The sequence below is a fragment of the Afipia sp. DC4300-2b1 genome, from assembly GCF_049895725.1.
GTDB lineage: Bacteria > Pseudomonadota > Alphaproteobacteria > Rhizobiales > Xanthobacteraceae > Afipia > Afipia broomeae.
Window position 1 is genome coordinate 833,833 of sequence record NZ_JAFCSX010000003.1, and the last position, 22,355, is coordinate 856,187.

At 60.9% G+C, this 22,355-nt stretch carries 18 protein-coding genes, 1 tRNA gene and 1 pseudogene; 9 read left to right on the forward strand and 11 right to left on the reverse strand.

What is annotated here, in order from left to right; genetic code table 11:
• Nucleotides 1-34: 34 nt before the first annotated feature.
• Nucleotides 35-1,066 carry a sensor domain-containing diguanylate cyclase gene (locus ACP7AL_RS16440; RefSeq protein WP_425992886.1) on the reverse strand — a complete coding sequence of 344 codons (1,032 nt, stop codon included), beginning with the start codon at nt 1,064-1,066 and terminating at the stop codon, nt 35-37.
• A gap of 293 nt (nt 1,067-1,359) precedes the next feature.
• On the opposite strand from ACP7AL_RS16440, the pseudogene ACP7AL_RS16445 reads away from it, so the two are divergent.
• Nucleotides 1,360-1,544 (forward strand): annotated as a pseudogene (locus ACP7AL_RS16445) (recombinase family protein); the annotation flags it as partial.
• A 4-nt stretch (nt 1,545-1,548) separates the two neighbouring features.
• Here ACP7AL_RS16445 and ACP7AL_RS16450 read toward each other — a convergent pair.
• The 5 genes from ACP7AL_RS16450 to ACP7AL_RS16470 form a co-directional block, all read right to left on the reverse strand.
• Nucleotides 1,549-1,638: transfer RNA gene (locus ACP7AL_RS16450), tRNA-Ser, on the reverse strand.
• A gap of 89 nt (nt 1,639-1,727) precedes the next feature.
• Complete coding sequence (locus ACP7AL_RS16455; RefSeq protein WP_425992888.1) at nt 1,728-3,224, reverse strand: alpha,alpha-trehalose-phosphate synthase (UDP-forming); 1,497 nt, start codon at nt 3,222-3,224, stop codon at nt 1,728-1,730.
• A 268-nt stretch (nt 3,225-3,492) separates the two neighbouring features.
• Nucleotides 3,493-5,331 carry a glycoside hydrolase family 15 protein gene (locus ACP7AL_RS16460; protein ID WP_425992890.1) on the reverse strand — a complete coding sequence of 613 codons (1,839 nt, stop codon included), beginning with the start codon at nt 5,329-5,331 and terminating at the stop codon, nt 3,493-3,495.
• Entirely contained in the window at nt 5,328-6,092 is a 765-nt protein-coding gene (gene otsB, locus ACP7AL_RS16465) for a trehalose-phosphatase (RefSeq protein WP_245258812.1), read from the reverse strand. The genes ACP7AL_RS16460 and otsB overlap by 4 nt, the downstream gene beginning before the upstream one ends.
• A 47-nt stretch (nt 6,093-6,139) precedes the next feature.
• A complete protein-coding gene (locus ACP7AL_RS16470; protein ID WP_425992892.1) occupies nt 6,140-7,642 on the reverse strand; it encodes an MFS transporter in 1,503 nt (500 codons plus the stop codon).
• Between the two features lie 1,410 nt (nt 7,643-9,052).
• Between ACP7AL_RS16470 and ACP7AL_RS16475 the strand changes: the two genes are divergently transcribed.
• The 3 genes from ACP7AL_RS16475 (at nt 9,053) to ACP7AL_RS16485 (ending at nt 12,796) form a co-directional block, all read left to right on the forward strand.
• A complete protein-coding gene (locus ACP7AL_RS16475; protein WP_006023062.1) occupies nt 9,053-9,538 on the forward strand; it encodes a (2Fe-2S)-binding protein in 486 nt (161 codons plus the stop codon).
• An 85-nt stretch (nt 9,539-9,623) separates the two neighbouring features.
• Nucleotides 9,624-11,978 carry a xanthine dehydrogenase family protein molybdopterin-binding subunit gene (locus ACP7AL_RS16480; RefSeq protein WP_425992895.1) on the forward strand — a complete coding sequence of 785 codons (2,355 nt, stop codon included), beginning with the start codon at nt 9,624-9,626 and terminating at the stop codon, nt 11,976-11,978.
• Nucleotides 11,979-11,995: 17 nt separating this feature from the next.
• A complete protein-coding gene (locus ACP7AL_RS16485) occupies nt 11,996-12,796 on the forward strand; it encodes an FAD binding domain-containing protein (RefSeq protein ID WP_425992897.1) in 801 nt (266 codons plus the stop codon).
• A gap of 67 nt (nt 12,797-12,863) precedes the next feature.
• Here ACP7AL_RS16485 and ACP7AL_RS16490 read toward each other — a convergent pair whose 3' ends face one another.
• On the reverse strand, nt 12,864-13,280 hold the full coding sequence (locus tag ACP7AL_RS16490; protein WP_425992899.1) for a DUF1236 domain-containing protein: 417 nt from the start codon (nt 13,278-13,280) through the stop codon (nt 12,864-12,866).
• A gap of 251 nt (nt 13,281-13,531) precedes the next feature.
• On the opposite strand from ACP7AL_RS16490, the gene ACP7AL_RS16495 reads away from it, so the two are divergent.
• Nucleotides 13,532-15,541 (forward strand): DEAD/DEAH box helicase, encoded by a 2,010-nt coding sequence (locus ACP7AL_RS16495; RefSeq protein ID WP_425992901.1) that lies wholly within the window; start codon nt 13,532-13,534, stop codon nt 15,539-15,541.
• A 92-nt stretch (nt 15,542-15,633) separates the two neighbouring features.
• Here the strand turns inward: ACP7AL_RS16495 and ACP7AL_RS16500 are convergent, their stop codons facing one another.
• The gene (locus ACP7AL_RS16500; protein WP_425992903.1) at nt 15,634-16,572 is read right to left on the reverse strand and encodes an NAD(P)H-binding protein; all 939 of its coding nucleotides are present in this window, start codon (nt 16,570-16,572) and stop codon (nt 15,634-15,636) included.
• 47 nt (nt 16,573-16,619) lie between these two features.
• A complete protein-coding gene (locus tag ACP7AL_RS16505; RefSeq protein ID WP_006023068.1) occupies nt 16,620-16,856 on the reverse strand; it encodes a DUF2798 domain-containing protein in 237 nt (78 codons plus the stop codon).
• A gap of 111 nt (nt 16,857-16,967) precedes the next feature.
• Here ACP7AL_RS16505 and ACP7AL_RS16510 point away from each other — a divergent pair, with 111 nt between their 5' ends.
• Nucleotides 16,968-17,480: a TetR family transcriptional regulator gene (locus ACP7AL_RS16510; protein ID WP_425992905.1), complete on the forward strand. Its 513-nt coding sequence runs from the start codon at nt 16,968-16,970 to the stop codon at nt 17,478-17,480.
• Between the two features lie 21 nt (nt 17,481-17,501).
• Here ACP7AL_RS16510 and chrA read toward each other — a convergent pair whose 3' ends face one another.
• Together chrA and ACP7AL_RS16520 are read right to left on the reverse strand one after the other, a co-directional pair.
• Nucleotides 17,502-18,905, reverse strand: coding sequence for a chromate efflux transporter (gene chrA / locus ACP7AL_RS16515; RefSeq protein ID WP_425992907.1), 1,404 nt, complete (start codon nt 18,903-18,905; stop codon nt 17,502-17,504).
• A complete protein-coding gene (locus ACP7AL_RS16520; RefSeq protein ID WP_425992909.1) occupies nt 18,902-19,726 on the reverse strand; it encodes a chromate resistance protein ChrB domain-containing protein in 825 nt (274 codons plus the stop codon). Before ACP7AL_RS16520 ends, chrA begins: the two co-directional genes overlap by 4 nt.
• A 313-nt stretch (nt 19,727-20,039) precedes the next feature.
• Here ACP7AL_RS16520 and ACP7AL_RS16525 point away from each other — a divergent pair, with 313 nt between their 5' ends.
• The 3 genes from ACP7AL_RS16525 to ACP7AL_RS16535 all read left to right on the forward strand — a co-directional run bounded on the left by ACP7AL_RS16525 (nt 20,040) and on the right by ACP7AL_RS16535 (nt 22,299).
• Entirely contained in the window at nt 20,040-21,221 is a 1,182-nt protein-coding gene (locus tag ACP7AL_RS16525; RefSeq protein ID WP_425992911.1) for a tyrosine-type recombinase/integrase, read from the forward strand.
• Nucleotides 21,214-21,951 carry a hypothetical protein gene (locus ACP7AL_RS16530; RefSeq protein ID WP_425992913.1) on the forward strand — a complete coding sequence of 246 codons (738 nt, stop codon included), beginning with the start codon at nt 21,214-21,216 and terminating at the stop codon, nt 21,949-21,951. Before ACP7AL_RS16525 ends, ACP7AL_RS16530 begins: the two co-directional genes overlap by 8 nt.
• Nucleotides 21,952-22,014: 63 nt before the next feature.
• Nucleotides 22,015-22,299, forward strand: coding sequence for a helix-turn-helix domain-containing protein (locus tag ACP7AL_RS16535; RefSeq protein ID WP_425992915.1), 285 nt, complete (start codon nt 22,015-22,017; stop codon nt 22,297-22,299).
• The last annotated feature ends 56 nt before the right edge of the window (nt 22,300-22,355 follow it).

The window sequence follows — 22,355 nt, forward strand, 5'->3', positions numbered from 1 at the left end:
TGTCGTACGCCTAGCCCGCAGACGACCTCGGTGTTCATCCGACGAGGCTGCGTGAGGGGGTGAAGAAGCCCGCCGACGATCCGCAACATGGAGTTTCCGAGTCACATTCGGTGATAATGCGATTTCGTCCCGTCCGCTTGGCCTTGAGCAAGGCTGTATCCGCTCTGTGAAGCAGGCCGAGAATGTCCTCGCCCGTCGCCGCCGCTTCGGCAGCACCGATGCTGACGGTGACCGACACATTTGCCGTGGTGATCTCAAGGCTTTCCACCATACCACGCAGTCGTTCGGCGACTTCGACGCATCCGGCCAGGTCGGTGCTGGGCAGGAATATGCCGAACTCTTCTCCGCCTAGGCGACCGACGATGTCGGTGGCGCGTAACCCGGCTTTAAAGGTGGCCACCAAGGCCTTGAGCACCTGATCGCCGACGTCGTGGCCGTACTGATCGTTGATCGCCTTGAAGTGGTCGGCATCGATCATGAGACAACTGCTCGGCGTCTTGCCCCGGCGACCCAGCAGGAGCTCGCGCTCGCACATGTTAAGGAATGTCTTGCGCCTTAGTGCGCCTGTCAGGCCATCGATCGAGGCCAGGAGCCGTAGTTCCAATTGCTCGTTGACGAGAGCGGCCAGGTCTTTCAACAGCCCCAGTTCCTGCTGGCTAATGTCCCGCGGCGACGTGTCGATGGCGCAGACCGCGCCGAGCGGCACCCCGTCTGAGGAAACCACCGGATAGCCGGCATAGAATCTGATATGGGGATCGCCGAGGACCAGCGGATTGCCGTTGAAACGTAAATCCTGCGTGGTATCGGTCACGACCATGGCGCCGTTTGCCAAGATGGTGTGGGCACAAAAGGAAGAGCTTCGGGGAGTCTCTGTGGCTGCCAGCCCTATTTGCGACTTGAACCACTGCCTGTGGTCATCGACCAGTGACACCGCAGCCATCGGAACCCGCAGGGCCGCCGCGACGATCCGGGTGATTCGGTCAAAGGTTTCCTCTGGTGCGGTATCGAGAATATCGTATCGGCGGAGGGCCTGCAGACGCAGGTCCTCATTCGTATCGCTGGACAAGTGCACCTCCCCTGAATCTGACGGAACGGTAATCTGCACAGCTTAACGAATGATAGTTCGTCCAAGCAGTTCGTCCTGACGGAAGTGGCGACGCCAAACCGTTATAGGAAATGTCCGAAATTCATTTGCCGAACGCCAAAAGCCGCCAGTCCGCGCTGCCTGGCGCGTTCGGCGATGCTACGAAACATGGTATCGAGAGAGTTATCCTCACCGGTCTCATTGCCAATACCTGCATCGAATCCACCGGCCGGTACGCAATGGAGCTGGTTATCACGTCCACGTTGGTGACTGACGGCTCCATTCTGCTGAAGAACGTAAGGCGCGTGTTGGCCGGGGAGTATAGCCGCGAACTCCCGGTCAAAGTGTTTGCTGACAATGCCGTTTGATTGAACACGGGTTTCGCCAGGGTGGCCCGGTTGGTTATGGTCTCAGGCGAATGCTCGTTGACGAGAGCAAAGCGCCAAAAGGCGAACTCTCGGCGCTGGCGGAGAGAGCGGGATTCGAACCCGCGATACGGTTTCCCGTATACACACTTTCCAGGCGTGCGCCTTCAACCACTCGGCCACCTCTCCACGCGCCTGTCATGAAGGGGCCCGCGCCGTTTTGCAAGAGAGCGCGGGCGCTGACCGGAAATATTCCGTAAATATTTGAAGTTCTGAGGCTAATTGACCATAGGCCGGGGCTGAAAACGCGTGGATTCGCGGATACAGCCATCTCCCATAGGCGGTGCGCCGGCGACCCGCAACGGACGAACGACCGACGGCAATATGCTCGGCCCCGCCCCCACATGCGCGTTTTCGAGCGCCTCGATGAAGTCGGAGAACCAGCGATGGATGGTGCCGGCACGCAGCTTGGTCATCATCGCCTCCCACCGCATCCGGCGCTCGGATGCCGGCATCGACAACGCCACGGCAATGGTCCGCGCCATGCCGTCGATGTCGTGCGGATTGACCAGCAGCGCGGTGTCGAGTTCATTCGCGGCGCCGGCGAATTTTGACAGAACGAGCACGCCGGGGTCGATCGGATTCTGGGCCGCGACATATTCCTTGGCGACGAGATTCATGCCGTCGTGCAGCGGCGTCACGACACCGACCTGTGCGGCACGATAGAAACCCGCAAGCACGGTCTGGCTGAAACCCTTGTTGAGATAACGGATCGGCGTCCAGTCCACCTCGCCATGGCGGCCGTTGACGTCCGTCACCTGCTTCGACAACTCGTTCTGCAAATTGCTGTAAGCCTCGATGCCGCCGCGCGACGGGGTCGCGATCTGCAACAATGAGACCGACCGCTTCAGCGAGGGCTGGATCTCAAACAGGCGATCGAACGCGCTGATGCGATTGACCAGGCCCTTGGAGTAATCGACGCGGTCAACACCGATCGCGAGCCGTTCGCCGTGAAGGCTCTTGCGCAGCCGCGACACATCCGGATGCGACGCCGCGCGCTGGGCCTGCGCTGCGAAACCGTCAACATCGATGCCGATCGGGAATACCGCGAGGCGTGAGGTCCCGAACCGCGACGTGACGATGCCGTCCTCGACGTCGAGGCCGATCTCCGCGCGCAGATAGGCGGTGAAATTTTCGCAATCGTCCTCGGTCTGAAAGCCGATCAGATCATAGGCGAGCATGGCCTCGACCAGATCGCGGTGATGCGGAACGCCGGCAAAGACGCGGCGCGCCGGCCACGGCGTATGGAGAAAAAAGCCCAGCGGACTGCGGACGCCAAGCTCGCGCATCTCCGCGCCCAGCGTGAGGAAATGATAGTCCTGAATCCAGAACGCGGCCGTCGGCTTGTTGAAGCGCATCAGCGCGCGCGCCATGAAGGCGTTCACTTCTCGATAGGACTGATAGTCATCCTGCGAGACACGGATCAGATCGTTGCGGGAATGAAGTGCGGGCCATAACGCGGAATTCGCGAAACCTTCGTAATATCCGCCGTAATGCGCAGCAGGAAGATCGAGCAGCGCCAGCGCGCCTGCGCCAAGCGATTCGATTTCAGCAAAGGAATCCTTGGATAGATTATCACGAACGCGGCCGGACGAACCGACCCAGATTGCACCTGATTTTTCCACCACAGGCAGCAACGCTGCTGCCAGTCCACCGGTCATTGGCTCATTTGCTTTTGCGCGTGCGACCCGATTGGAGACGACGACGAGATCCACAGGGTGCCCTCCCTAGTTCTGCAAACGCAAAAACAACGCTTGTTCATCAATATGGTTCCTCGCCATCCTTCAGACCGATTGACGTCGAATTTGTTGGCAAGAAATGGAACCGAGTTCCATTGCGTGAAGCGTGGCCGATTAAAAACGATTTGCCTAGTCTTGACACATTCGGAATCGCGCGACGCGTATCCATGCAAAATACCGTCGCGTATTTCATATCTCCTCGCGATAAAAATAAATCTGATTCAGCTTTCCAATAGCAGCAACACTAACTGCGCCAGTAGCGATCTTCCCAGTTCCGCGACAGTTTCATGCCGGTGAGAATCAATCCCGCCATCGAATAGGTCTGCGGGAAATTTCCAAACAGCGCGCCGGTTTTCGGATCGATATCTTCTGACAACAACCCGTAGCGATTGCGATGCGACAGCGCATCGGCAAATGCCTCGCGCGCCTCCTCGCGTCGTCCCTGCTGCCACCATGCATCGATCAGCCAGAAACGGCAGATCAGAAACGCCGTCGCCGGCAATCCGAAATCGTCTTCTGCCGCGTAGCGCATCATGTGTTTCTCGCGCAGAAGCTCACGCTCCATCGCCGCGACCGTCTTGATGAAACGCGGATCGTCGACCTCACACACACCGAGATCCGGCAAGAGCAAGACGCTGGCGTCGAGATCGTCCGATCCGAAGGCGGCGGTGAACGCTTCCCGTTTCGGATTCCACGCCTTGTCGAGCAGCTCCTTGTGAATCGGATCGGCAACCGAATTCCAGTACGCCGCGCGATCATGCAGACCGAGACGTGTGGCGATGGAGGCGAGGCGGTTGACGCCCGCCCAGCACATCGCCGCCGAATGGGTATGAACGCGCTGGCGACCGCGATACTCCCAGATGCCGGCGTCCGGTTGCAGCGCGACGCTTGCGGCCTTCTGTCCGAGATCCTCGAGCAGACGAAAGAGCTTCTCGCCACCCGGCGTCGGCAGACGGCGGTCGAAGAACAGCGGCAAGGCGGCGAGGATCACGCTGCCATAGGTGTCGTGCTGGCTCTGTTCGACGGCTGCGTTGCCGATGCGCACCGGACCGTCACCGCGGTACCCTTTGAGATCGGTCGCGATCCATTCGTCGAGCGGCAGGTTCGGCACCACGCTGTAAACCGGCTTCAGCGGACCGTCCGCGTTGGCCGCGATCGACAACGTGAAGCCGATGAAGTCCTCCATCGTCTGGGTCGCGCCGACGCGGTTGAGCGCCTTCACCACGAAATAGGCGTCGCGCAGCCAGCAGAACCGGTAGTCCCAGGTGCGGCCCGAACCCGGTGCTTCCGGGATCGATGTGGTGTGCGCAGCGATGATTCCGCCGGTCTCCTCGAAGTTCGACAGCTTCAGCGTGATCGCCGCGCGAATGATCGCTTCCTGATAGTCGTAGGAAATATAGAGGCGCCGCACCCAGTGCAGCCAGTAAGCCCTCGTCTGCTCGGCGAAGGAGGTCGCGGTCGCCGCAAGATCACCGGGATATGGCTCGTCGTGGCCGAACACCATATGCACCGGCCGCGTCAGCACAAACGGCGTTTCATGCTCAATCATGGCGATCGGCGCATCGGTGGTGACGCGAACCGTGGATTCTTCCTCGACATAGCGGATGTGATTGCTGCCGAGCGAGCTTCGCTTCAGCGGCTTGCCGTAGGAATGCGTGGGACGGACACGGATGGTGATGCGCGGCAATCCGGCAATCGGCTCGATGATCCGGAATAGCTGCGGCGGCCGGAACATGCGGCCGTACTGCCGGAAGCGCGGCGCGAAATCCGTGATGCGGACCGCGTTGCCTTTGGCATCTGTCAGAATGGTCTCAACCAGCGCGGTATTGCGGACGTAATCGGACTTGTAATCCACCATGCCGTCCAGCACGACGTCGCTGAAACCTTTCTCCTCGTCGCCTGCAACCAGGCGCGAGAACACCGGATCGGCATCGAAGCGCGGGAAACACCACCACACCAGCCGCGACGTCGGATCGACCAGCGCGGCGGTCTTGCAGTTGCCGATCACCGCCAGATCGAGGCCATGGTCGATCTTCGCGCCTGCTTCAATCTGGGACTTCGTCATTGCCTTGGGAATATTCATTGCGCCGCCATCGCCTCGTCATCAAGCAAGTGTGTCAACCATGCGCGGACGTCCTTCGGGGCCCTGAACTGCCCGTCGACCCCGTGAGCGCGGCGGCCCACCGAGAAGGATACGCCGCGGAACGCCGGCATGATGGCGAACACGGATTCGTCGGTGACATCATCACCAATGAAGATGGGATTGCGGCCGGAGAACGGCGCATGGCTCATCAGTTCGCGGACACCGGTCGCCTTGGTGAAACCCGCGGGCTTGATCTCGCACACGAACTTTCCCGGCAACACCTCGATCGGCGCCTGCGGAAGATCGGCCCGGATTGCGGATACGGCTTCGTAGATCGTGCGCTCGAACTGCGGCGCCAGCCGGTAATGCAATGCGATCGAGTAACCCTTGTCCTCGTACAGGATCCCAGGACTGAGATGCGAGATCGCGATGAACCGTTTTTTCAGATCGTTGTCCATCGGCGGCGCATGCGACGCAACCGCCTCGTTCTCGATCGACAGCCGCATTTCCGCGCCATGACCGCCGACTGCGGGAAACTGCAGCGGCGCGAAGATGACATCGATATCGGTCAGCGAGCGGCCGCTGACCAGCGCCAGCGCACCGTCCAGCCGATCATGCAGCGCCTGAAGCGTGCTTGCCAGATTTGGCGGCACGACGACATCGCGCGGCGTCGGCGCCAGTTCCAGCAAGGTGCCGTCGATGTCGAGTAACAGAGCCGTCTGGTCGAGGTCCGGCACAATTCCCGCCGGAGCAGACAACATGTCGCCCGCGCCCGTTGCCGGGATTTTTTCAATCACGCGATGATCCATCAGTTATTCTGCGCAGCAAGCGGCCGCGCAACCTCCTCAAGTGATTTGCGCTCGGCATCGATGCAGTGGCGCCACGCGATGAGCGCAGCGGCGACCATCAGAACCGATCCGAGCAGGTAACCGGCGAACACGCTGCCGCGCGAACCGGTATCGATCAGAACTCCAAACAGCGCCGGCCCCGCGACGCCTCCGATGCCGGTGCCGATCGCATAGAACAGCGCGATGGCCAGAGCGCGGACCTCGAGCGGAAAGGTTTCGCTCACGGTCAGATACGCGGCGCTGGCCGCCGGCGACGCAAAGAAGAAGATCACCATCCAGGCGATCGTCTGGGTTTGCGCAGTGAGCACGCCGATCGAGAACAGGTAGCCCGACACGGCAAGCAGAATACCGGACACGCTGTAGGTCAGCGCGATCATGGTGCGCCGTCCCACGGTATCGAACAACGATCCGAGCAACAGCGGCCCGAGAAAGTTTCCGGCGGCGAACGGCAGAATGTACCAGCCGATGTTCGCGGCCGGGATAGCGAAGAAATCTGTCAAAACCAAAGCATAGGTGAAGAAAATCGCGTTGTAGAAGAACGCCTGGGCCACCATCAGGGACAGTCCGACCAGCGAGCGGCTACGATAGGTATGGAACAGGGTGTCGGCAACTTCGCGCAGCGGTGTATGCGTCCGCATCGTCAGCCTGATCTTCGGCAACGGATGATCGGGTTTGCCGCCGCCGGGCACCGCACGTTCGATATCCGCGACGATTTTCAGGGCACGCTCAGGCTGACCGTGAATCATCAGCCAGCGCGGGCTTTCGGGAATCCATAACCGCATCACGAATACGACCAGACCAAGGCCCGCGCCGGTCAGAAACGCCAGCCGCCAGCCCAGTTCAGGATCGATCACGGCGGGATCGAGCAGCACAATGGCGCTCACCGCGCCGATGGCTGCGCCGATCCAGAAGCTGCCGTTGACGATCAGATCGGTACGGCCGCGATAGCGCGCAGGCACCAGTTCCTGAATCGTTGAATTGATCGCTGTGTACTCGCCGCCGATGCCCGCGCCGGTGATGAACCGAAACAGCGCGAAGCTCGCAAGATTCCACGAGAAGGCTGTTGCCGCTGTCGCCGTGAGATAAACGGCCAGCGTGACGAAGAACAGTTTCTTGCGCCCGATGCGATCGGTCAGCCAGCCGAAGCCGATGGCGCCGAACACCGCGCCGGCAAGATAGGCGCTGGTCGCAATACCGATGTCGGTGTTGCTGAAATTCAGAACCGTGCTGCTTTTCAATGCACCGGACAATGCCCCGGCAAGAGTGACCTCGAGGCCGTCGAGAATCCATGTGATGCCGAGTGCCGCGATCACGCGGGTATGAAAGCCGCCCCATGGCAGCGAATCCAGCCGCGCGGGAATATCCGTCTCTACGGCACCCTTTGCGAGCGCGGCGGAAACGGGAGCGCTTGCTTGCTGCGAGACTTGCGCCGGGGACATCTGGATGTTTGTCAAAACTGACATCCCGCCGTCCTTTTCACCGGTTTCACTCTCGACCTTTCGATTGGACGCCGTAACCGGCGATGGCAGGCAACCGCGGAGGGATGGCTCTGGAACCCGAAATCCCGCCTCCCCGAAACGGCAACGATTCAGGGGCAAGGCTTGGAACCGCCGGTTCCATGCCTCTCCGCCGGACGGCGGGTACATCCGCCGCTGTCCACCCAGACAACACCGACATGGGAAGGAGGTTCCAATTGGAACCGCCGGCCGATCACGCGACAGGGCCGTTCATCATTCCGGGCGTTTCGCACGAATAATCTCACGCGGTCCTTAGGGGCACGGGTCCCCGCCTGCGCGGGGACGACGCGGAGAAAATTGCGCGGGAGACCTAAACGCTCACGCTTGTCATTGCGAGCGCAGCGAAGCAAGCCATCTTCACGTGTCGCCGCGAAACACTGGATTGCTTCGTCGCTTCGCTCCTCGCAATGACCGCACATCCTGAATCGTCATCCTGAGGTGCGAGCATTTGCGAGCCTCGAAGGATGACAGCGCGATCCGCAGTTTGCCACGCATCCTTCGAGGCTCGCCGCAAACGCGGCTCGCACCTCAGGATGACGCGACGCTTGACATGTCCCGATCTAGGAATATAGTCCGCATCGTCCTGTTCGTGAGGGGCGCTTCTCGAGGGCGCTTTGAAGCGGAGCAGGATGCGGCGCCTGCGCGCGTGTCTCGCACACACGCGCCCGGGAGGCTGGGGTCACCGTCCGGGCCAACTATGTGGCTCTGCCGTTCGCCGGCTGGACGCGGAGCGGACGAAGGCGGCGAAAGCCGTCCGGATTAGGGGTCGAGTAACCTCCCCCGTCCGCACCCGGAAGCACGGTCCCCTCGCCCAAAGTCCCGCAATGGAGCGCCGCAAGGCGATGCGCTTCCGGACCTCACATCGCCTCGCACGCGATGCCGGAAGCGAAACGATACAAAGGTGCGCCTTGCGGCGCTCCATGCCCCTCGTATTGAGGGCGCGAACGAGGCAGGCCTCGCGCGCGCTGTGAGGGGCGCAAAGCTCAACTCGCGCGATCAGGCGCGAGAGCGATTGCGCACGCCTTTCGTTGGCGCGAATGGGGCAAGCCCCACACGCGCATGCTGTTTGAAAATTGAATCTGGCAAATGACGATGAGCCGCTGAAGACTGGTGAGAGATTGGGCATGCCATCGCAATCCAAAGTTAGCCGTCACCGGACAATTCCTTTCGCATCTGCGAGATCAACACCGAGAGACATCGCGCATCGAACACGCGACGCGTTTCACGCTCAGATGATCGTGCAATGACATCCGCGACGAAAATCGGCGTTGCAAAGTTTTGCGCGCCGGTTGTTAATTAGAACAATTACAAAAACCGTTTTCTGAAAATCACTTCGGAATAACCTGGGAGGTGCTTGTGTCTACAGTCAAACTGACCGTCAACGGCAAGGCGGTGTCTGCCGACGTCGAGGATCGAACGCTGCTGGTCCACCTGCTGCGCGACCATCTTGGGCTTACCGGCACGCATGTCGGATGCGACACCAGCCAGTGCGGCGCCTGCATCGTTCACATCGACGGGCGCGCGGTTAAATCCTGCACCACCCTGGTCGGCCAGGCCAACGGCGCCAACGTCACCACCATCGAGGGCATTTCCAAGGGCGATACCCTGCATCCGATGCAGGCTGCCTTTCGTGACAATCATGGCCTTCAGTGCGGGTATTGCACGCCGGGCATGATCATGAGCGCCATCGACATCGTGCAGCGCCATCCCGCCGGCCTCGACGAGGAAACCGTTCGTCACGAGCTGGAAGGTAATATCTGCCGCTGCACCGGCTACCACAACATCGTCAAATCGGTGCTCGACGCCGCCGGACGCATGAAGGTTGCCGCCGCCGCGGAATGATCCGCAGCGACGACCCAATAATCAGATGTGCAACTGCCCGCGCTGCTCGCGCGATCAAGGCAGCCCTTATGGAAAGGTCGGGATTATGAGTGTTGAAGGTATCGGCGCACGGGTCACGCGCAAGGAAGACAAGCGTTTCATCACGGGCAAGGGCAAATACACCGATGACGTCCGCCTCCATGGCATGACCTACGCGTCGTTCGTCCGCAGCCCGCACGCCCACGCGAAGATCAAAAGCATCAATGTCGACGCCGCCAAGGCCATGCCGGGTGTTGTTGACGTGTTGACCGGCCAGCAGCTCGTCGATGACAAGATCGGCAATCTGATCTGCGGCTGGATGATCCATTCCAAGGACGGCTCGCCGATGAAAATGGGTGCGTGGCCGGCGATGGCGCCGGAAACGGTACGCTTCGTCGGAAACGCCGTCGCAGTCGTCATCGCAGAAACCCGCAATCAGGCGCGCGACGCGGCGGAAGCCGTCGAGGTCACTTACCAGGAACTGCCGGCGGTGGCAGACATCCGCTCAGCCATCGCACCCGGCGCGCCGCAACTTCATCCCGAAGCGCCGGGCAACGTGATCTATGACTGGAGCATCGGCGACGAAGCCGCCACCGGCGAGGCCTTCAAGAAGGCCGCCAATGTCGTGGCGATGGACATCACCAACAACCGGCTGGTGCCGAATGCGATGGAGCCGCGCGCGGCGGTTGCAGAATACGATTCCGCGGAAGAGCATTTCACTCTTTATACAACATCGCAAAATCCGCATGTGGCGCGCCTCGTGCTGTCGGCGTTCTATAATGTCGCGGCGGAAAACAAGCTGCGCGTGATCGCGCCCGATGTCGGCGGCGGCTTCGGCTCAAAGATCTTCATCTATCCTGAGGAAATGGTGGCGCTGTGGGCCTCCAAGCGCACCGGCCGGCCGGTGAAATGGACGTCCGACCGCACCGAGGCGTTCCTCACCGACGCGCACGGCCGCGATCACATCACCAGGGCCGAGATGGCCTTCGACAAGGACAACAAGATCATCGGCCTCAGGGTAAAAACCCACGCCAATCTCGGTGCCTACATGTCGCTGTTCTCGTCGTCGGTGCCGACCTATCTCTACGCCACGCTGCTCTCGGGTCAGTACAACATCCCGAACATCTATGCCGAGGTGGTCAGCGTCTACACCAACACCACGCCGGTCGATGCCTATCGCGGCGCGGGCCGTCCCGAAGCTTCTTTCGTGATGGAGCGGATGATGGAAACCGCGGCGCGGCAGCTCAAGGTCGATCCGGCCGAACTGCGGCGCAAGAACTTCATCACCAGCTTCCCGCATCAGACGCCGGTCATCATGGCCTATGACGCCGGCGACTTTAACGCCTCGCTCGACGCAGCCTTGAAAGCCATCGACTATGCCGGCTTCCCTGCCCGCAAGGCGAAGGCGAAGGCAGAAGGCAAGCTGCGCGGCATCGGCTTCTCCTGTTACATCGAAGCCTGCGGCATCGCGCCGTCAAAAGCCGTCGGCAGCCTCGGTGCTGGCGTCGGCCTGTGGGAATCCTGCGAGGTGCGGGTCAATCCCGTTGGCACCATCGAGATCCTGACCGGATCGCACAGCCACGGTCAGGGCCATGAGACGACGTTTGCCCAGGTCGTCGCGGACCGTCTCGGCATTCCGATCAGTCAGGTGTCGATCCTTCATGGCGACACCGACAAGGTGCAGTTCGGCATGGGCACTTACGGCTCACGCTCTGGCGCGGTTGGCATGTCGGCCATCGTCAAGGCGATGGAGAAGGTCGAAGCCAAGGCGAAGAAAATCGTCGCGCATCAACTTGAGGCCTCCGAGAACGATATCGTCATCGAGAACGGTGAATTCAAAGTCACCGGCACCGACAAGGCGATCGCGCTGCCGATGGTCGCACTCGCCGCCTACACCGCGCACAACCTGCCGGACGGCATGGAGCCCGGGCTGAAGGAGACCGCGTTCTACGACCCGACCAATTTCACGTTCCCCGCCGGCGCCTATGTCTGCGAGGTCGATGTCGATCCCGGCACCGGCAAGACCGACATCGTCAACTTCGTCGCGGCGGACGACTTTGGACGCCTGATCAACCCGATGATCGTCGAAGGCCAGGTTCACGGCGGCCTCGCGCAGGGCATCGGGCAGGCAATGCTCGAAGGCGCGGTCTACGACAAGAGCGGTCAGCTCGTGACGGCATCGTTCATGGACTACGCCATGCCGCGCGCCGATGACCTGCCCTCGTTCAAGGTGTCGCACACCATGACCCCGTGCCCGAGCAATCCGCTCGGCATCAAGGGATGCGGCGAAGCCGGCGCCATCGGCTCAACACCCGCGGTGATCAACGCGATCACCGACGCCATTGGAAACAACAAGCTCGAAATGCCGGCCTCGCCCGACCGGGTGTGGCACGCCATTCATCAGCAACAGGCCGCAGAGTAAGGACGGGGAGACGCATCATGTACGAGACAACCTATCACCGTCCTTCAAGCGTCGATGACGCCGTGGCCCTGTTCAAGAAGGGCTCCGATTCGAAGTATCTCGCCGGCGGCCACACCTTGCTGCCGGTGATGAAGCAGCGCCTCGCCCAGCCGTCGGATGTGATCGACCTCGCCCGCATCCCTGCGCTGGTCGGCGTATCGGCCACCGCCGACGCGCTCGTCATCAAGGCCGCGACGACCTACTACGACATCCTCACCAGCGCGGATGCGAAGAAGGCAATCCCCGCCATCGTGCATCTAACCTCGGTGCTCGGTGATCCCGCGGTTCGTTATCGCGGAACGATCGGCGGCTCGATCGCCAACAACGATCCGGCAGCGGACTATCCCGCAGCCGTGGTGGCGCTCGACGCCACGGTGAAAACCAACAAGCGCAGCATCAAGGCCGACGATTTCTTCCAGGGCCTGTTCACCACGGCGCTGGAGGACGGCGAGATCATCACCGAAGTCTCGTTCCCGATTCCGGCAACGGCGGCCTATTCGAAGATGCGCCATCCGGCCTCGCGCTTCGCACTCACCGGCGTTTTCGTCGCCAAGACCAAATCGGGAGACGTGCGCGTTGCCGCGACCGGAGCGTCACAGAACGGCGTGATGCGCGTCCCGGCCATCGAGGCGGCACTGAAAGCCAACTGGTCCCCTGGCGCGATCGACAGCGTGACGATTTCGGCTGACGGGCTGATGGAAGACATCCACGGTTCGGCCACTTACCGCGCCAACCTCATCAAGGTGATGGCGCAGCGCGCAGTTGCCGCGGCGGGCTGACAAGTCCGTCTGCAAAATAAAGGCCGCCCTGCGAGGCGGCCTTTCTGTTTTTTACGAGAGATGGAGCTTACTCGACGATCTGAACCACGCGCCGGGTCCGCGGATCGACCAGCACCGTGCGGTCGTTCACCACCGTGTAGCGATAATCGCGGACGCCATACTCCTCTGGGACGTCGTAGTAGGTCACGCCTTCTTCTGGAAGAACGACACCGACGGCGAGGTCGTTCTGATACCGGTAAGACGGGCGACGCTGCTCGACCACGTAACTGCGGAAGCGCGGGCGCTGATCGACACCGAGAACGCCGGCCACGCCGCCGACAACACCACCGACGGTCCCGCCGACGATCGCCCCGACCGGCCCGCCCACGCGTTCGCCCTCGCGAGCCCCGCGTTCGACGCCGCCCGGCACACCCTGAGCCGAGGCTGCGGCCGGAATAAGCGCGCTCGCAGAAATCATCGCCAAAGCAACTATGGTTCTCTTCATATCTAAATCTCCCGGTTAAGAATTCTCGGGGAGCACAAGTAGCCCACAGCCGAATAGTTCCTCCCGGCGCAGCGAGATCGCGGAATGGCCTTATTCCGATGGCAGACACCGCACTTATTGATGGCTCTTTGACCAAAACTGGCCTAAAGCACCCCCAATTCATCGATTTCTTTGAAACTGCCGGATGCGCGCGTCGTGCGTGCATTGAGGCGTTTCTCATTCATGGCGGCAACGCCAGCCAAGGTCTCAACGTGAAATCCCTGTCCGCAAGTCTCCCGCTCGCCCGCGCCCTGGCCGAGCGCAATTACACCGATGCAACGCCGGTCCAGACCGCCGTCCTCGCGCCAGATGCCATCGGCCGCGATCTTCTGGTGTCGGCCCAGACCGGCTCGGGCAAGACCGTCGCCTACGGGCTCGCGATCGCGAGCGACCTGATGGGCAATGCCGACCGCCTGCCGAGAGCTAGTGCGCCGCTCGCCCTGATCGTTGCGCCGACACGCGAACTGGCATTGCAGGTTCATCGAGAGTTGGAATGGCTTTACGCCTATGCCGGTGCGCGGGTCGTGTCCTGTGTCGGCGGCATGGACCCGCAGCGCGAGAAGCGCGAACTCGAGGCCGGCGCCCACATCGTGGTCGGTACGCCGGGACGGCTGTGCGATCACATCCGCCGCAAGCGCCTCGACGTCTCCGAACTGAAAGCCGTCGTGCTCGACGAAGCCGACGAGATGCTCGATCTCGGCTTCCGCGAGGATATGGAATTCATCCTCGAGACCACGCCGGACACCCGCCGCACGCTGCTGTTCTCCGCGACCCTGCCGCGCACGATTCTCTCCATCACCAAGCAATATCAGAACAACCCCTTCCGCATCGAAGTGGCTGGCGGCGACGGCGGCCATGCCGATATTGAGTATCGCGCGATCCGTATCGCGCCGGGCGACGTCGAACATGCCGTCGTCAATGTGCTTCGGTTTTTCGAGTCCCCCAGCGCGATCGTGTTCTGCAATACCCGCAACGCGGTAAACCATTTGCAGGCCGCGCTGCTTGAGCGCGGTTTCTCCGTGGTCGCGCTGTCCGGTGAACTGACACAGAACGAGCGAACCAAGGCGCTGCAATCCCTGCGCGACGGACGCGCGCGGGTCTGCGTCGCCACGGACGTTGCGGCGCGCGGCCTCGACCTGCCCAGTTTGGGCCTCGTCATTCATGCCGACCTGCCGAACGATCCCGAAGTGCTTCAGCATCGATCCGGCCGCACCGGACGCGCAGGCAAGAAGGGCATCAGCGTGATGCTCGTGATCCCCGCACGCAAACGACGCGCCGAATTGCTGCTGAACATGGCGGGCATCGATGCGGTATGGGGCACGTCTCCCACCGTAGAGGAAATCCGCGCGCTCGATCAGCAGCGTATGCTGCAGGACGCGCTGTTTGGTGAAGCGACGACCGAAGACGATCTCGTTCTGGCGCGCGCACTGCTCGCCGAGCGTTCGGCTGAGGACATCGCAGCGGCGCTGGCGCGGCTCTATCGCTCGCGCCTGCCCTCGCCTGAAGACATTCTCGATCCCGGCCAGGGTGGCCGATCACGCGATGACCGAGGGTCGCGCGAGGATCGCGGGGCAAAACGCGACAGCCGCGAGCCGCGCGGCGACGACCGCGCACCGCGCGCGAAGTCGAAATCACGGGGCGAGATGCCGGAAGGCAGCGTCTGGTTCCGCGCTGCCATTGGCCGCAACAAGAACGCCGAAGCGCGCTGGCTGCTGCCGATGATCTGCCGCCGCGGCGGAATCGGCAAACAGGACATCGGCGCCATTCGTATCTTCGACGGCAGCACCGAATTCGAGATTTCGGCAACCGCCGCCGATGAATTCGCTGCGAAGATCAAGCGCCCCGATAAGGAAGACAATATCCGCATCGAGGCGCTGCCGAACGGACCACAGGGCGACAGCGGCACGTTTGAAAAACGTCCGCGCAAGCCGCCGCACAAGGACAAGGATCTCGGCGCCAAGTCGCGCCGTAATGACGAGCCGCGTTACGACGCGAAACCTCGTTACGACGACAAGCCGCGCTTTGAGGACAAGCCACGCTACGACAAACCCAGCCACAGCGGAAAACCTCAGCGGGACGATGCCCGCCGCTTCGAGGGTCCGCCTCCGCGCAGCAAAGGCCCGAAGCCCGGCAAGAAAGCCGACCGCCAGACTTGGCCCGATGTCGAGAGGCCGACGTTCAACAAGAAGCCGAAGAAAAAGAAGCACCGCAAAGGCGCGTAAAACTTAACGCCTGGCGATCATCCGCCTCGCGCATCACTGACGGGCTCGTCCAGGAAGCCCGTCAGGTTAAAGCGTCACGCTCGCTGAGAGTTTCACGAATGCGCAGGTTCCCGCGGCTTGAACTCAGCCGCATGGAGCTTCACGAAGTCGCGCATGTTCGTTGGTGGTTTGCCGGTGAGCTTGCGCATGGTGTCCGTCATGCGATCGTAACGTCCCTGCCGGGTCAACTCGACCATCGCCGAAAGATGGCTGACGACGTGCTCAGGAAACCGCGCCTGCCGAAGACCCTCGCTCCACGCCGGGAGCGGGACATCGCGATATCGGATGGGCCTGCCGAGCGCCTCTGAGAAAATGCGCGCATAATAGTCCAGATCGGCAGATTCCGGCCCGGTCAGATCGTAGATCTGTCCGATATGCGGTGCGGGGTCGTCGAGGATCGCTGCCACCGCGCTTGCCACATCGACTGCAGAGATCGGCGAAATCTTGCCGCCTCCCATCGGCAGCATCAACGCGTCCGAGGCCCGCACGCTGACGCCGGCAAGGACAAGAAAGAAGCCTTCGAAAAAGACTGTCGGCCGCACCGTGACAACCGGCAGTCCCGACCAGGACAGAGCCTGCTCCGCGAGCCAATGCAGCTTGTGCTGAGGACTCTCGGTGCTCTCGCTGATACTCATTTGCGAGACCGTCATCTGCGACATGTTCACGAAAGCCTCGACGCCGTGGTGGCGCGCCACCACCGCGGTGTTGATCGTGGCTTCCAGGTAAGCCGCCGAGACAGACATTCCAAAATAGATCCGCCCGCAACCTTCGATGGCGCGGTGCATCGAGTCGAGGTTTGTCAGGTCGCCTTTTACGACCTCTGCACCGAGCCGCCGCAGGACGTCGGCGCGTTCGTCCTCACGCCGAACCAGGGCGCGCACCTTGTGCCCCTTTGCGAGCAGGAATTCGGTGACGTTGCGGCCGACGCCGCCTATGGCGCCGGCTGCGCCGGTCACGAGGATCGGTTTGTCGAGTTTGTATTTCGTCGTCATGATGCTGACCTTGGATTACGTTCAACGATGCGAACTGGGGCGATACGTTAGCGCGTCGGCACTCCGGCCTGCCGCATGACGAAGCGCTGGATCGGCGGGATAAGGATCATCAACATCGGTACGATTACGACGTAGCTCGTTGCCGCGGCCTTCAGCCAACGGGCCGCGAAATCGGGCTGGAAGCCATAGTTCAAGGCGAGACCGATGAACGACATGCTGGTCGAGGTAATGAGGCCGGTGATCAGGGAGATCGTGGGTCCGATCAGTTTGGGGGGAAGGGCCATTTGCCTGCTCCTGGGGATGGGTTATTATTTAGACGACGTATAACTTATACAATGTAAAAGCAATAGGACCCGATGCCACGAACTGCCGATCCGGAGCTACCTCACAAAATCTTGAAGGCCGCCGACGCCCTGTGGCAGTCAGGCGGCGAGGAAGCGGTAACGATCCGCGGCGTTGCGGCGAAAGCGGCGACCACGACGCCGACGGTCTATAGCTATTTCGCCGACCGGGAGGCGCTGCTGAAGGCATTGCGCACGCTCGCCTTTCAGCGCTTCTCGGCCTATCTCGGAAAATCGCGCGACTTCCGGGACGCGTGCGTGCGGCATCTCGAATTCGGCACCAGCCACCCTCGCGATTATGAATTGCTCTACGGGCGCGGCTGGATGGAGCGTGTCACAACAGATGCGCAGGGGGCCGAGATCGAACGATACACCGCCCATCTCGTGCGCGCCGGTGTGGATGAAAGCAGGGCCGCGAACGTCGCGTATCCTGTTATGATGATGCTGCACGGCGTGGTGATGCATCGGCTCCTGAACAAGAAGCCGAGCCCCTTGGGCCGGACGATTGCTGCGGCCTGTCTAGAAGCCTGCATGACGCTGCTCGAAAGCGCGCGGCAGCGGAAATAATCGAGGGCTTCTTCACCGGGTTTATCCAAGCAACCCGGCGAAGTGAAGCGCAACGCCTGCCGCCGCGCAGGCTGCAAGGGTCTGCAACATTCCGGCATTGAAGCGGAATATTGCAACCGCCGCGGCGACGGAAAGCGCAAGCGCCCATGGGTCGACGCTGGTGAGCACCGGCGCATCGAACGACAGCCCGAAGCGCTGCACCGGAAACGTTGCGCGGAAGACCGTGTGGACGGCGAACCAGATCGCCAGATTCAAAATCACGCCAACCACCGCCGCCGTGATGGCCGACAGTGCGCCTGCAAGCGCCTTGTTGCCACGCATGGTTTCGATGAACGGCGCGCCAAGGAATATCCAGAGGAAGCATGGCGTGAACGTCACCCAGGTCGCAAGCAGACCGCCCAGCGTTCCTGCGATCATCGGCGACAGCGTGCCGGGATCGCGGAAGGCGGCCATGAAGCCCACGAATTGAAGCACCATGATCAACGGGCCCGGCGTTGTTTCCGCCATGCCGAGGCCGTCCAGCATTTCATGCGGTCTTAGCCAGTGATAATTCTCAACCGCCTGCTGTGCGACGTAGGCCAGCACGGCATAGGCCCCGCCGAACGTGACCATGGCCATCTTGCTGAAAAACACCGCGATCTGCGTAAAGACATTGCCATGTCCGAGTAGCAGAAAGAGCAACGCCACCGGGATCAGCCAGAGCAGCAGCCAGACCGCCGCGACACGCAGGGAACTCGCCACGCTCGGGCGCGCGTGCAGCGGCAACTCATCGCCAAGCAGGCTATCCACGAGCGCGGTGGACTTCTCGCTGCCGTGCCCGCCACCCGCTGCGAACGCGGCAAGACCTGCGCGGCCGGCGAAAAACCCGATCAGCCCCGCCGCCAGAATAATCACGGGAAACGGCACATTGAAAAAGAAGATCGCCACGAACGCGGCGCCCGCCAGCCACTGCATCACCCGGTTTTTCAGCGCCCGCTTGCCGACGCGGAAGACGGCCTGAATCACGATCGCCAGAACAGCCGCCTTAAGGCCGAAGAACAGCGCGGCGACAAACGCCACATTGCCGAACGCAGCATAGATGTAGCTCAGCGCCATGATGGCGATGACGCCCGGCACAATGAACAACCCGCCGGCCATAATGCCGCCGCGCGTACGATGCATCAGCCAGCCGATATAGGTCGCAAGCTGCTGCGCTTCAGGACCCGGCAACAGCATGCAGTAGTTCAGCGCATGCAGAAACCGGCTCTCCGAAACCCAGTGCTTCTCTTCGACCAGGATGCGATGCATGACCGCGATCTGCCCGGCGGGGCCGCCGAAACTGAGCAAGGCGATCCGCAGCCAGACCCAGAAAGCCTCCCCCAGGGTTGGAAAGCTGGGTGCCCTTCGCTCCGTGGAGATTGAAGACGTCGCGGCAGCGTCGGTCATGGCTTCACTTTTGCCCTATGCGATGGCCAGTTGTGGGCTTCGTCGGTTGCGTCCCGGCACCAGCGATAGAATGCATCGTACAGCGCCACGCCGGCTTCAAGCTGTTTCAGGTCATCGGAGTACATTCGCGACAAGCCCAGCGACGCCGCAAGCAGGCCGGGAGCCTCGGGCGAGAGATCGAGCCGGGCCGTGTCCGCAGCCCGAACCATGGTCGCCAGACGCTCGAGCGGCGCGGTCTCGAGTCCGAATTCCTCGATCATCACGTCAAACGTGCACAGTTCGCCGCGATGACTCCAGAACACGTTCTCAATGTCGAATGGAACAGCTCCGAAGCGCGCTCCGACGGCTTCAACTTCCGAAGCGGCCACGAACAGAAACACCGCCGATGGATCGATGAAGCGGCGGATCAGCCACGGGCAGGAGATCCGGTCGATCTTGGGGCGCGAGCGGGTTACCCAGACCGTCCGGCCTTGCGGATCCCGATCAGGGAGCTTTGAAGCAGGTACCAACGGAAGGCCTTCTTTTGCCCAGGCTTCGATGCCGCCTTCAAGAATATTGGCGGAAACGCCAGCATGACGAAGCCATGCTGCAACACCCTCACTGAGTTTCTGCCCTCTCTTGCAAATTGCTACGACAGCGTGGCCGGACAATGCCGATGCCCACGCGGCGGCTTGCGCATAATCGCTCCGCCTCGCGCCGGGTATCAGATGCGGATCAGCCTTGAAGTCCTCGTCAGTACTGACGTCGACGAGAATGGGGCACGCGGGCGTGCCGATCAAACGGGCAAGCTTTTCGGGGGAAATTGCATTGATAGCTGACATGATGCGTCCTTGTTGAAAAACTGGACGCGATTCTTGGGCATGTCGCCTTGTGGGGAGATCGCTTTCCCCATGGCCACAAGTACAGCCAAGGTGAGCGATTTTGTCAATTGCGAACGGGGTCGGGCTGATGCCCCGGGAGGTTGCTGGCGGAGAGGGAGGGATTATCACAACCGTTTCTGCATATCTCACGGTTTCTCCCAACGGCCGGCTTAATCCAATGATTTCAGTTGATTGTTTCTCATACTGTCGCTGGTGAGTCCTTGTTGCATCTCCCGATCTTGCTATAATTGTTAGGGCAGATATCGGGGCAGAGATGGTTCGTCAAATTAACCGATTGACGGCGCGAACCGTCGCAACGGTCAAAGAGGTCGGCCGGTATGCGGACGGAAACGGCCTTTACTTGAGCCTCTCGAAGAACGGCGGGAAGAGATGGGTCTTCCTTTATCGCTCGGCAGGCAGGATCAGGGAAAAGGGTCTCGGTAGCGCAGCTGCAGTCTCCTTGAAGGACGCCCGCCTCAAAGCCGACGAAGTTCGCAAACAACTGTCGGCGGGGCTCGATCCGATTAATGAGGGCCGCAAATCCCAGGGCGTTATGACCTTCGCGCAATGCGCCAAGGCCTACATCGCCTCCCATGAAGCGGGCTGGAGCAATCCCAAGCACGCCGATCAGTGGCGAAACACACTAAAGACCTACGCCGAGCCGGTCATTGGGAAGGTGCCGGTGAACAAGGTCGATGTCTCACACATCATGAATATCTTGGATCCGATCTGGCGAACCAAAACAGAGACGGCTTCCCGCGTCCGAGGCCGAATCGAATCCATCCTAGACTGGGCAGCGGTCAAGAAATATCGAAGCTCGGAGAATCCAGCCCGATTGAAGGGACACCTGGATCATCTGCTGCCGCGCCGCCAGAAAGTGGCCAAGGTTCAGCATCATCCGGCCCTCCCATATAAAGACATTCCCGCATTTATGGCCGACCTTCGAACGCGCGAAGGGACTGGCGCACTCGCCCTTGAGTTCACGATCCTCACCGCCGCTCGCACGAACGAAACTCTCGGCGCGAAATGGGACGAGATTGATCTCGAAAGCAAGGTGTGGACGGTTCCGGCGGACCGCATGAAAGCAAGGGTCCTCCAGGCGCAGCCACTATCCGATCGATCAATCGAGATTCTGAAATCGTTATCAACGGACACCGAGTACGTCTTCCCCGGCAACGGCGACAACAACCCGATGTCCAGCATGTCACTGCTTGCCGTGCTGAAGCGGATGAATCACTCGGATATCACCACGCATGGCTTTCGCTCTACGTTTCGCGATTGGGCTGCCGAAACCACCGAGTTTCCGAACGAAGTTGTCGAAATGGCCTTGGCGCATACCGTCAAGAACAAAGCCGAAGCTGCGTATCGCCGTGGCAACATGCTGGATCGACGTCGCGTCTTGATGGACGCTTGGTCAGATTATTGCTCCCAACCTGTAGGAAGCCCGGATGACTGATCTTTCGCCAGCCCGCCTATCAAAAGGCGAAGTCTTAGACGGACTTTATGCGCTCATTGATGCGCTCAATGCGATTCCGCCACGCCCAAAGAAGGTTGAAATCTCTTTTGGAGACAGCGAACGGGGAAGAGCAGTTCTCGCATGCTTCGCTGTCGCGAAATTTCTTGAGAACTTTGTCGCAAACCGCACTGACGCACACAAGATTTTCACTGGCTTGGGGGTGGCGCTCGTAGACCTTGAGAACGGCACCGTCGACCCCATGCTTCAGAAAGCGAAGCGCGCTTCCCGATCTCCTGATCCTTCTAACCTTTGGATCCTCCGGGGGCTCATTGTCCGATACATGCTCGCGAAGAAAATAACGCGACAAGAAGACGAAAAGGCCGCGTCATCGACCCTATACACCAAGCTGAAGAACCCGGAGGTGCTGGTATCCGCTTCGTCTGGCAAGGCCTCGTCGAGCTCTATCACCAGCAGCTTCGAAAAGTGGTCACAAGTTCTGAAGAGCGGCGAGAGATTAGCGAATACGCCCGCACAGATCGCCTTCAATCAATGGCGCGTAGCCGATGCGAAGACACTTCAGGATCTCAATGCCAGCGAAAGAGAGCGTTGGCTGGGCGAGCTAGTAGATGTAATTCAGGAACAGATCGATATGAGGCTGCCGCCGCGGGAGCCCAAGCAGATCGTTCTCGCTAAGAAGCCAGGAAAGAAGAAGAAATCGAAAAAGAACTAACCTCCATGTTATGTCCAGGCTCATCGCAGCATCCTGTGTACATATCACAGAGGAGTTTTTGCGATGAACTACACAACGACACTGACAATTAAGCAATTTTGCATTCGTTACAACCTCAGCCCCGCCACCGCGTACCGTCTGATGAATAAGGGCGTGCTGCCGTACCGTAAGGTTGGCCGCCGCCGTCTCATCGCGGTCATCGACGCCGAGAACTGGTGGAACGCGTTGCCCGTATCGCCCCCGGTACCGGCACTGCCGATGTCTGCGCAAAAGAAGACGAGGCCAAGATCTCGCCCCGATTCGATCGAATCGGCTGCTGAACAAGCTGAAACGGATGTCGCCGCATAAGGCGGCATCCCCACCACCCTCTCCCTCCTCAAATTCAAATCGTTTCAACGCCCTGA

Coding starts and splice junctions, on each gene's coding strand:
- ACP7AL_RS16460 (WP_425992890.1), bottom strand. CDS start 5,331: ATGAATATTCCCAAGGCAATGACGAAGTCCCAGATTGAAGCAGGCGCG.
- otsB (WP_245258812.1), bottom strand. CDS start 6,092: ATGTTGTCTGCTCCGGCGGGAATTGTGCCGGACCTCGACCAGACGGCT.
- ACP7AL_RS16470 (WP_425992892.1), bottom strand. CDS start 7,642: ATGTCAGTTTTGACAAACATCCAGATGTCCCCGGCGCAAGTCTCGCAG.
- ACP7AL_RS16480 (WP_425992895.1), top strand. CDS start 9,624: ATGAGTGTTGAAGGTATCGGCGCACGGGTCACGCGCAAGGAAGACAAG.
- ACP7AL_RS16485 (WP_425992897.1), top strand. CDS start 11,996: ATGTACGAGACAACCTATCACCGTCCTTCAAGCGTCGATGACGCCGTG.
- ACP7AL_RS16490 (WP_425992899.1), bottom strand. CDS start 13,280: ATGAAGAGAACCATAGTTGCTTTGGCGATGATTTCTGCGAGCGCGCTT.
- ACP7AL_RS16500 (WP_425992903.1), bottom strand. CDS start 16,572: ATGACGACGAAATACAAACTCGACAAACCGATCCTCGTGACCGGCGCA.
- ACP7AL_RS16505 (WP_006023068.1), bottom strand. CDS start 16,856: ATGGCCCTTCCCCCCAAACTGATCGGACCCACGATCTCCCTGATCACC.
- chrA (WP_425992907.1), bottom strand. CDS start 18,905: ATGACCGACGCTGCCGCGACGTCTTCAATCTCCACGGAGCGAAGGGCA.
- ACP7AL_RS16520 (WP_425992909.1), bottom strand. CDS start 19,726: ATGTCAGCTATCAATGCAATTTCCCCCGAAAAGCTTGCCCGTTTGATC.
- ACP7AL_RS16525 (WP_425992911.1), top strand. CDS start 20,040: ATGGTTCGTCAAATTAACCGATTGACGGCGCGAACCGTCGCAACGGTC.
- ACP7AL_RS16530 (WP_425992913.1), top strand. CDS start 21,214: ATGACTGATCTTTCGCCAGCCCGCCTATCAAAAGGCGAAGTCTTAGAC.
- ACP7AL_RS16535 (WP_425992915.1), top strand. CDS start 22,015: ATGAACTACACAACGACACTGACAATTAAGCAATTTTGCATTCGTTAC.